Raw genomic sequence first — 3,027 nt, forward strand, 5'->3', positions numbered from 1 at the left:
CGGCCATTTTTGCCGGTGCAGGGCTGGCGGCGGGCTTTACTATCGGTGGATTGATTGATGATGCCGCTGATTGGGTCGCGGATGGGATCGATAGCTTATTCGGGCTAAGTAACCCTGATGGTGAAATCGATACAGGCTCGAAAAATGTACGTGTCAAAGGCAAGGGAGCCGCTCGCGCAGCGGGAAAATTACCGTCACCCGTACTATTAGCCTCAATTGCGGCAGATAATACCCCACCGAAAGAAGAAAAAGGCACCGAGATTGCCTTACGCGTATTGAAAAATACCGCCATGATGACGACTGGGGCATTTTCTTTACTGGCGGGTAAGGTGCTAGGGAGCCAAACCAACAATGCGGCACCCATAGCGCTCGATCCCTCCGAGTTTCCCGAATACCCTTCTCCAGAGCAAGGCTTTTTTGACAGTATTCTTTCCCCAGTAAAAGCTGCGAAACACCCGAATGCTGAACCTATGCCTTTGGATACCATCACGTGCGATAAATGGCATTGTGCTAGCGCCCCTTACTTTTTAGCCGAAGGGTCGAAAAAAGTCCAAATTAATAGCCAACCGGCGTGTCGTAACGGTGATAGAAGCACTTGTGAAGCCAAAATCAGTGATACGCAAGAAAAAGGGATTGTGCGTATTGGCGGTGGCAGTGTGGTGGTACGCGATATTATGAGTGGGCGTAACCCCTTTGCCGAAATGTTTGGTGAAATTCTAGGTGGCCTTGCTGTTGGCGCGGCGTCTACCCTGTTTCGCAGAGGGGGACTCAAGGCGATTAAACAGTGTTTGAATAGTGTAGGCTGTACTTTGGTGAGTGAAATCGCCAGTACCGCAGTGGGCAGTATGGTAGTCGCCTCGGTGACCCAAGCCTTTAATAGTGTGCGTCACCCCGTGCATGCGGCTACGGGGGCGAAAGTCCTAAATGGAGAGGATGACACCGATTTTATTATTGATGGTGTGTACCCGTTAGTCTGGTCGCGTATTTACCAAAGTCGTAATACGGGTGAAAATCGTTTAGGACGCGGTTGGGCGATGCCGTTTGATGTCTTTTTGACAATTGACGACACGGGTAAAGGGCTTGAGAATGAAAACATTTATTATCATGACATGTCGGGGAGGCGTTTAGCGTTAGGAAAAATCGCCCTTGGTCAGAAAGTGTTCTATCAAGATGAAGGCTTTACCGTCTATCGCACGACAAACAATCTTTTCCTTGTTGAATCGGCGGAAGGTGATTATCAATTTTTCGAAGCCAATCCACATAAAATCAATACACTGCGCTTAATGAAAAGTGCTGATCGTCATAATAACGCTTTACACTACCGCTATGCTAATGACGGTGAATTGGTACAAATTCATGATGATGCGTATCTGACCGATATCCGGTTACATTATGATGAAATCACCCAACGCTTACAGTCGGTGACCCGCCACCAAGGACAAGAAGAAAAAACGCTGGTCACTTATACTTATGATGCACAACAGCGTTTAGTGCAAGTCACTAATGCGGATAAGCGAGTGACTCGTCGTTTTGGCTGGGATGATGAATCGGGTTTAATGGCCATGCACCAATATGCCACAGGGGTCAGTAGTCATTATCGTTGGCAACGTTTTGATGCCTTTACCATTGAAGACAATGAACCTGAGTGGCGAGTGGTTGAGCACTGGCTTAAAGACGGTAAACGCTGTTTAGAGCATACCGAACTGACCTATGATTTAGCTCAACGAACCCTCACCACCGTGGAAACGGGGGGCGAAACCACCTTCCGTCGCTGGAATGAACAACAGCAAATTATCGAATACACCAATGCATTGAATGAAACGTGGTGGTTTGAATGGGATACCAGTCGCTTATTAACGAAAGCAATAGCCCCAGATGGCAGTGAATGGGGGTATACCTATGATGAGCGCGGTAATTTAACTCAATCGACAGATCCCGAACAACAATCGACTTGCTATGATTGGGACAAAGATTTTGCGTTTCCCACGGCACAAACCTTGCCAAATGGGGCGGCTTGGCATTGGGAGTACAATGAGCACGGCGATATTCGTCGTGTGATTGACCCGCTTGGCCATATCACGCGTTTGGCGTGGGATGACCAAGGCCTGTGTCTGGGGCAAGTGGATGCTAAGGGTAATGAAACCCACTATCGCTATAATGCCCGCGGTCAGTTAATCGAGCAACGGGACTGTTCGGGTTATCCCACCACCTTGACCTACGATGATTGGGGACAACTTCGCTCGTTGACCAATGCACAGAATGAAACCACGACTTACACCTTTAGTGAAGCGGGATTGTTGTTAACAGAGTGCTTGCCGGATGGGACAGAAAACCATTATGACTATGATGCCACCGGGCAATTAGTGGGAATAACGGATGCCGGAGAGCGCCATATTCTGTTGCGCCGTAACCGTCGTGGGCAAGTGATAGCCCGACGCGATCCGGCAGGGCATTGGTTGCATTTTCACTATGATACTTTCGGGCGCATGCAGGCGCTGGAGAATGAACAGGGCGAGCAGTACCGCTTTGAGTATGATGCCTTGCATCGTTTAACTGATGAACATGATCTTATCGGACAACAAAAGCACTATCAGTACGATGTGATGGGGAATGTCACCCAGATAAAAACCACCCCGGGGCCTTGCGTTGATACGCCGATACCCTTATCCCCGCAGGTGACCACCTTTGGTTACGATAAAGTGGGACGGTTGCTGTTTCGAGAAAACGCCGATTATCGCACGGAATACCTTTATCAACCTTTGAGTGTGACATTACGCCGAGTCCCCATGGCGGTATGGTTTGAAGCCGAACGCACCGGCACCACCGCCCGCGTAGAGTATCAAGACACCCTGACCTTTACCTACGATAAAGTGGGGCAGTTGGTTCGAGAAGCCAGTGCCCGCGGTGATTATCAGCATCACTATGATGTGCTGGGTAATATCACTCGCACCGAGTTGCCCCATCAACGGGCATTTGAATACCTGTATTACGGCTCTGGGCATTTACAACAAATGCAATGGCGAGATA

Annotated in this window: 1 protein-coding gene; it reads left to right on the forward strand. The window is 49.1% G+C overall.

What is annotated here, in order from left to right; all coding sequences use genetic code 11:
• A partial coding sequence (locus AACQ49_RS09055) for a DUF6531 domain-containing protein (RefSeq protein ID WP_237612812.1) occupies window positions 1–3,027 on the forward strand: 3,027 nt, incomplete at both ends.

It is taken from the genome of Proteus sp. G2675 (assembly GCF_963886535.1).
In the GTDB taxonomy this organism is placed as follows: Bacteria; Pseudomonadota; Gammaproteobacteria; order Enterobacterales; family Enterobacteriaceae; genus Proteus; species Proteus mirabilis.